4 protein-coding genes are annotated in these 7,114 nt (G+C 73.1%); 2 read left to right on the forward strand and 2 right to left on the reverse strand.

Features of this window, described 5'->3' with window-relative positions; translation table 11 throughout:
* Positions 1-100: 100 nt before the first annotated feature.
* Positions 101-1,135: a type VII secretion system-associated protein gene (locus tag GSY65_RS34220; protein ID WP_236580167.1), complete on the forward strand. Its 1,035-nt coding sequence runs from the start codon at positions 101-103 to the stop codon at positions 1,133-1,135.
* Between the two features lie 74 nt (positions 1,136-1,209).
* Here GSY65_RS34220 and GSY65_RS33145 read toward each other — a convergent pair whose 3' ends face one another.
* Entirely contained in the window at positions 1,210-4,581 is a 3,372-nt protein-coding gene (locus tag GSY65_RS33145; RefSeq protein ID WP_159775442.1) for a right-handed parallel beta-helix repeat-containing protein, read from the reverse strand.
* Between the two features lie 381 nt (positions 4,582-4,962).
* Positions 4,963-5,712, reverse strand: coding sequence for a VC0807 family protein (locus tag GSY65_RS33150; RefSeq protein WP_159775444.1), 750 nt, complete (start codon positions 5,710-5,712; stop codon positions 4,963-4,965).
* 346 nt (positions 5,713-6,058) lie between these two features.
* On the opposite strand from GSY65_RS33150, the gene GSY65_RS33155 reads away from it, so the two are divergent.
* On the forward strand, positions 6,059-7,114 hold a 1,056-nt coding region (locus GSY65_RS33155; RefSeq protein ID WP_159775446.1), incomplete at its 3' end, for a cytochrome P450.

Consider the following 7,114-nt stretch of genomic DNA (forward strand, 5'->3'; position numbering starts at 1 on the left):
CTGGGGCGCGCACCGGGTGGAAGCTCCGTAGCCGACCGGCGGGCCTCTGCCCGGGTCCCCGTCCCGCCATGACCGCACACGATCACCTAGGAACCTGTCGATGACGAACGACGCAGCACCTGCCGAGGAGCCGGGCGCGGTACCGGCCGAGCAGCCGGACGTGACACCGGCCGAGGCACCGAGGGCAGCGCCCGTGGGGCAGCCCCAGGACGCCCGCCCGCCGGTCCTCCGCCGCCCGGTCACCGCCGAGGACCTGCCCGCCGAGGGCGCCGACGCCCCTGACGGGCACGCCGGCGGCGGACCGATGCCCGCCCCGCCCCGTCACGTCGTCGAGGCGGCCGAGGAGGCTCCCGGGCACTGGTTCGCGCTGCCCGACCCGGCCTGGACCGGCGCCTGGCCGCCGCCGTCCTGGACCGTGCCGGGGGAGTGGCGCGCGGACGACTCGGGACGGCTCGTCGCATGGCGGAGCAACCCGGACTACCTGCCGTCTCCGGCCGCCCGGGGCTGGGCGCAGCCGACCGATCCGGTCGACGCCGCCGTACAGCGGGCCGCGGCCGGCTACGGCCACGACGACGAGGTGCCCGAACTGCTGGCCGGGACCGAGGTCGCCGTCTTCGTCGGGCCGGACGGCGCCCCGGTGGCGGCGGTCGCCCCGGACGGCACTCCGGTCGTCCTCGCGTTCACCTCGGCGGCCCACCTCACCGCCGCGGGTCGTCTGACGTACGAGATCCACGACGTGCCCGGTCTCACGGCCCGGATGGCCGAGGGCCACCAGCTCTACCTCAACGCCTCCGCCGCGGTGTCCATGTGCGTCGAACCGGAGGCCCTGTCGCGTGCGATCGAACGCGCCCGCACGAATGCCACGACGACGGACGCCTCGGAGCCGGATGCCGCGCCCGAGCTTCACGCAGACCCGGACGTGCCGGAGCCGCACGTGTCCGAGCCGCACGTGTCCGAGCCTGACGCGGTTGAACCGGACGTGCCGGAGCCGGACGTGTCCGAGCCTGACGCCCAGGAGACGAACGCGCCCGAGCCGGATGTGGCTGTCCCCGTCCGCGTCGACACCGCCGGCAGCGCACCCGTCTCCCTCGCCGAGAGCGCCGCGGCGGCGCTGATGTCCACGGGCGGCCGTTGAGCGTACGGGCCCGGAGGAGACGCCGAACGCCGTGACCCCCGGGGGAAGGGGGCACGGCGTTCGGTGCCGCCGCCTCAGATCCGCAGGGCGTCCGCGACGAGTTGGGTCCCGTCCGCCGGTGCCGCCCCCGCCGTCGGCAGATCCTCGGGAAGCAGTGCCTGGAGGTCCTCCAGCCCGGGTGAGGCGATCGCGCTGATGCGCCGCGCCTGGCTGGTGGTCATGGACTGCAGCAACTGCCGTGCCGTGCGGGCGTTGCCGAAGGAACGGTCACGGGGGAGCGAGGCGAGATGCCGGTGGAGGGCCTCGACGGTCTCCGGCCCGCACACGTAGCCCGCCTCGCCGGCCTGGGTGCGGACGATGGTGACCAGTTCCTCCGTGGAGTAGTCCTCGAACTGCACGTGGCGGGAGAAACGCGAGGCGAGACCGGGGTTGGAGGCGAGGAAGCGCCGCATCTCCTCGGTGTATCCGGCGACGATGACCACGACGTCGTCCCGGTGGTCCTCCATCAGCTTCAGCAGGGTGTCGACGGCCTCCCGGCCGAAGTCGGAGGGCGCGTGCTCGGGCGTCAGCGTGTACGCCTCGTCGATGAACAGCACACCACCCAGCGCCCGTTCGAAGACCTCACGGGTCAACTGCGCCGTGTGACCGACATAGCGGCCCACCAGATCCGCGCGCGCCACCTCCACCAGCCGACCGCGCGGCAGCACACCCAGCGAGTGCAGCAGATCCGCGTACAGCCGGGCCACGGTGGTCTTGCCGGTGCCCGGCGGCCCCGCGAAGACCAGATGATGGCTGAGCCGCGGCGCGGGCAGCCCGACCGCCTCCCGCTGCCGGGCCGCCGCGAGCACGCTGACGAGGTCGCCGACCTCCCGTTTCACCGCGCTCAGGCCGACCATGGCGTCCAGACCCGCGAGCAGGACCTGCGGATCACGCGGGGCGTCCCGCTCCGCGCCGGTCTCGTCCGCGCTGACGTCGTCGGGCAGCAGCAGCGCCAGGTCGCTCTCCGCGGGGTCCACCATCGCCGCGAGCCGCACGGCCTGCCGGTCGATCATCTCCTCGAACACCCGTCGTGCCGCGCGGCCGTTGCCGAACGAGGCGTCCCGCGGCATCCGTGCGTAGAGCCGGGCGAGCGCGTCACGGGTGCTCGGATGCAACTCGTACCGGTGAGCCGCGCACATGTTCTCCGTGATGGTGACCATCTCGTCGTCGGAGTAGTCGGTGAACTCGATGCTGCGGGTGAAACGGGACGCGAGGCCGGCATTGGCGGCGAGGAACGCCTCCATGTCCGTCGTGTACCCGGCGACCACGACGACCACGTCGTCGCGGTGGTCCTCCATCAGCTTCACCAGGGTGTCGATCGCCTCGCGTCCGAAGTCTGCGCCCGAGCCCTTGCTGTCGGACAGCAGGGTGTACGCCTCGTCCACGAAGAGCACACCGCCGAGGGCCTCCTTGAACGCCTCGGTGGTCTTGATGGCCGTACCGCCGATCACCTGGGCCACCAGATCCGCGCGCGAGACCTCGACCAGATGCCCGGAACGCAGGACGCCCAGCGAGGCGAGGATGCCGCCGTAGAGCCGGGCCACGGTGGTCTTGCCGGTGCCCGGCGGCCCCGCGAAGACGAGATGGCGGCTCATCGGCGGCACCGGCATGCCCAGCCGCGCCCTGCGCTCGGCCAGCTGGTTGAGGTGGACCAGCGTGGAGACCTGCTGCTTGACGGCCTCCAGACCGACCAGCGCCTCCAGCTCGGCCATCGGCCCCGAGGCGGCGGGCGCGGCCCGTGACGCGCCGTCGGGAGCTCTCCCCCCGGCGGCGCCCGCCGCGTCACCCGCAGTGCCGGCCTGCGCGCCCCAGGCGTCCGGGGTTCCGTTGTCTGCGCTGGACAGGTCCTCGACGGACAGCCGCTCACTGGCGCGGGTCTGACGCAGACCGGAGCCCCGGTTGTCGCGCGCGGTGCAGCCGGACACGGAGACGGCCTCCGCGCTGTCGATCCGGAAGCCGTCACCCCGGCTCCCCGACGACTCGCACTGCGCGACGACGGCTCTCCCGCCCGCCGCCACGTGCACGCCATGCGCCCCCGATCCCGTGATCCGGCAGCGGTCCGCCGCCAGTTCCGCACTGTCGGCGACACTGACGCCGGAGCCGGCGCTGCCCTCGATCGCGGTGTCCCGGACGGTGATCCGGCCGCCCGACGCGACGGTCACACCCGCCTCGCCCGACGCCCGCAGCAGGCTGTCACCGACGTACAGGCTGCCGTTCCCGGTGACCAGCACCGAGGAGCCCCGCGCCCCCTCGATGACACCCCCCTCCATCCTGCCGCGCCCGCCGTCGCCCACCTCCACGCCGTCGCCGCCCGGAGCGGAGATCCGGGGCCGGTGCAGCAGAGGATTGGCGTCCGAACGCACGGACACGGCGACGCCCGCCGCGTCGCGCACCTCCAACCGGTCGAACTCGGGCGCGGAGCCCTCCGTGATCAGGACGCCGGCCCGTTCGTCCGCGCAGTCGACCACCACGGGCTTGTGGAACACCGGTGTCGCGCCGCCGCCCACCCGGATCGCGGGCCCGGTCGACGACGCGAACTCGCACTCCTCGAAGGTCCCCCGCGACCGTTCGTCGACGACGAGCCCGGCGCCCGCGGTCCGGGACGTACGGCAGCGGCGCACAGCGGGGTCGCTGCCCGCGGAGACCACGATGCCCGCCTGCGAACCGCCGGTGACGGTGACGTCCTCAAGGACCGTACGGGTCCCGGAGGTGACGTACACGCCGGTCGAGGCGTCCCGCACCACCGTGCGCAGCACCGTGGTGGAGCTGAGTGCCTCCAGGGCTATGCCGGGCTTGTCGGTGAGGGAGATCTCGCAGTCCTCCACCGAGCCCCGCGCCTCACCGTTGGCGAGCACCCCGTTGCCCCGCGCGTCACGCAGCCGACAGCCGCGCACCGTGGCCCGGGAGCGCTCGCCGAGGACGATCGCCGAGGACCCCAGGTGTTCGACCTGGCAGTCCTCCACCACGCTGCCGCCCGGCGCCGTGTCGACGACGCCGGCGCCCGCCGGATTGGTGACGCGGCAGCCCCGCATGGCCAACGAGCCCGACAGCCGGGCCAGCACGGCGGTCCACCCCGAACCGATCACCGTGCAGCGCTCCATCGCGACCTGGCCACGCGGGGCGTCGACGACCGGGACGTCCTCGTCGCCACCGCGCAGCAACAGGCCGGTGAGCATCACCTCTTCCGCCAGCAGCGTGACCGCGCTGCCGTGGCGGGGGCAGATCTCGGCGCTGTCCCGCGCGCCCTCGGCGACGATCGTGACCCGGGTCCGGATGGTGAGGTTCTCGGCATAGCGCCCCGGGGCCACGGTGATCACGGCTCCCGTCCGCGCCTGAGCCAGAGCCTCGCTGATCGTACGAAACCCGTCCGGGCGTTCCGGGCAGACCATGAGCACCTGCCTTGACACTGTCCAACCTCTCTGTGCCGCACACGCACGTGCGCGGGCGAGGCGGCACCGACGACTGCGGTTCACCCGGCCGTACCGGGGACGTCTGCAACGGGCCCTCGGATCGTAGGCACCCCTGTGTGCCGAAGAACTGACCGCGGATCGGATCCTGTTCGACCCGGCGGCGGGGAGAACCGGTCCCCGCCGTGGCGGCGGGCGCGGAGACCCTCCAGGAGAGCCGGCATCCGGTCGGCGGATGTGCGAGGGAACACCGGGGAGGGCTCCCCGGCACACGGCCCGCTGTTCAGCGTCGGAACAGCCCGTGACCCGCACACCCCCGAAGGAGGCGCCGAGCAGGCTGAGGGCGCTCCACCCGCTCCCCGCCGGGGGAGCGGGCAACGGTCAGTGTCCCGAAGGCCGTTCGTCCTTCGCCGCCCCCTGCCCGTCCGGCGGCGACAGGATCGGCCACAGCCCGGACCTCGCGTGGTAGACGTTCACGATCACCAGCATCACCAGCGTGAACACGCCGTACTGCACACCGTTCAGGGCAGGCACGACGTGCACCGGCAGGGTGTACGCCATCAGGGTGCGCACCCCGGAGTCGACCAGCAGGCCGACGCCCCAGATCACCGTGGTGACCCGCCAGATCCGCCGGAACGGGGCGCTCTCCTCCCAGAGTTCGTCCCAGTCCCGGCCGCCCGCGGACCGCCGCTCCAGCAGCCGCCGGGAGAAGCCGAACGCCAGCGGACGGCGCCCCCGCAGCGACACCAGGAAACCCAGTCCGGCGACACCGGTCAGCCAGCCGTCGCGGACCAGCAGCAGCCGCGCGCTGCCGCCCACCGCCGACACCACCAGGCTCAGCACCAGCATGGTCGTCACGAAGACGCCCAGGACGTCGATGCGCCGGGTCCGCGCGAACCGCCACAGGGTGGCGACCGCGGGCACGACCGCACCCGCGGTGAGCGCGATCAGGTCGTCGACCCCGGCCGCCGTCAGCCCGTAGTACAGGCCGATCGGCACGGCCAGGTCGATCAGCACCGTCACCAGCACCGGGGGCCCCGAGTCGGCGCGGGCCGGACCGCGGGACGGCCCGCGACCGCCCGTGGGGCCGGGGGAGGACTGGTCCGGCAGAGTGGTGCCGCCGCTGGTCATGGGCTCTCCGTCCGATCTGACGTGCGTGGCGGTGAAGGGCCCGCCGCCGCGCCGGGAACCGGAGGCGGCGGACGGTGCCCCACCTGCGCGCGTCCGGTGTTCGCCCCCGCAACGATACGCGTTGTGTGCCCCCGCCCGGTCTCTGGAAATCCCTAGAACTCGTCGGCCACACACGGTGTTCCGGCCACGCGCTGTTACCGTCGGCCACCAAGTCCAGACCTGCCCGTGACCCCGTCCGGACCCGCGCAGCAGCGCCGCGATCCGACCTTCACACCTGCCACGGCGTGCCGCGACCCGTCCCCACCCGCCCCTTCTTGTCACCTCTCCGCCGATCCTGGAGACCTCTGTGACCGACGTACAGACCACCCCCGACTCGCCAGCCCCCACGGAATCCATCCCGGTCCCCGGACCCATGCGGCTGCGGGACATGCGCGAGGTCATCCGGAACGTCCCGCGCTACCTGACCGGCCTGCGCGACGAGCACGGGCCGGTGGTGCGCGTCCCGATGGGGAAGACAGACGCGTTCCTCATCAGCGACTTCGACGTCGTGCAGGACGTGATCATCGCGTCCAGCAAGCGCTTCGACAAGGACGCCCAGAAGGTCGGCCCCGGCCCCGACGACTGGGGCTCCAGCCTCGAACGCGTCCTCGGCAAGGGGCTGGTGACCAGCGTCGGCACCTACCACCGCCGCCAACGCCGCCTGATCCAGCCGGTGTTCCACCGCCGCCGGATCGCCGGGTACGGCGAGGCCTTCGCCACCATCGCCGACGAGGCCTCCGCCGGATTCCAGGACGGGACCCGCTTCAATTTCCACGAGGCCATGTACGAACTGGCCCTCGGCATGGTCACCCGCACCCTGTTCGACGTCTCCCTGGAGAGCGAGGCCGCCGACGGCATCCGGCGCGCCTTCCCCCGCGAGGGCGGGCCGCTGCGCTGGGAACTCAGCCCGTTCGGGAAGATCCTGCTGCGCCTCCCGCTGCCCGCGAACCGCCAGTTCAAACGGGGCCTGAAGACCGTCGACGAGATCGTCTACGGCATGATCGAGGAGCGCCGCAAGGGCCCCGGCGACGGCGACGACCTGCTCTCGGTGCTGCTCACCGTCACCGACGCCGACACCGGCGAGCACCTCACCGACCAGGAGCTGCGCGACGAGGCCATCACCCTGCTGATGGCCGGTCACGAGACGTCCTCCGGCTCCCTCACCTGGACCTACTACCTGCTCGGCACCCACCCCGAGATCCGTGAGAAGCTGCACGCCGAGATCGACGAGGTGCTCGGCGACCGGCTGCCCACCGTCGAGGACCTGCCCCGCCTGAAGTACACCGACGCGGTCTACTCGGAGGCGCTGCGCCTCTTCCCACCCGCCTGGGTGCTGGTACGGCGCGCCCTGGAGGACTACGCC

Origin of the sequence: Streptomyces sp. HM190, from assembly GCF_009857135.1 — a bacterium.
GTDB classification, from domain to species: domain Bacteria; phylum Actinomycetota; class Actinomycetes; order Streptomycetales; family Streptomycetaceae; genus Streptomyces; species Streptomyces heilongjiangensis.

Coding starts and splice junctions, on each gene's coding strand:
- GSY65_RS34220 (WP_236580167.1), top strand. CDS start 101: ATGACGAACGACGCAGCACCTGCCGAGGAGCCGGGCGCGGTACCGGCC.
- GSY65_RS33150 (WP_159775444.1), bottom strand. CDS start 5,712: ATGACCAGCGGCGGCACCACTCTGCCGGACCAGTCCTCCCCCGGCCCC.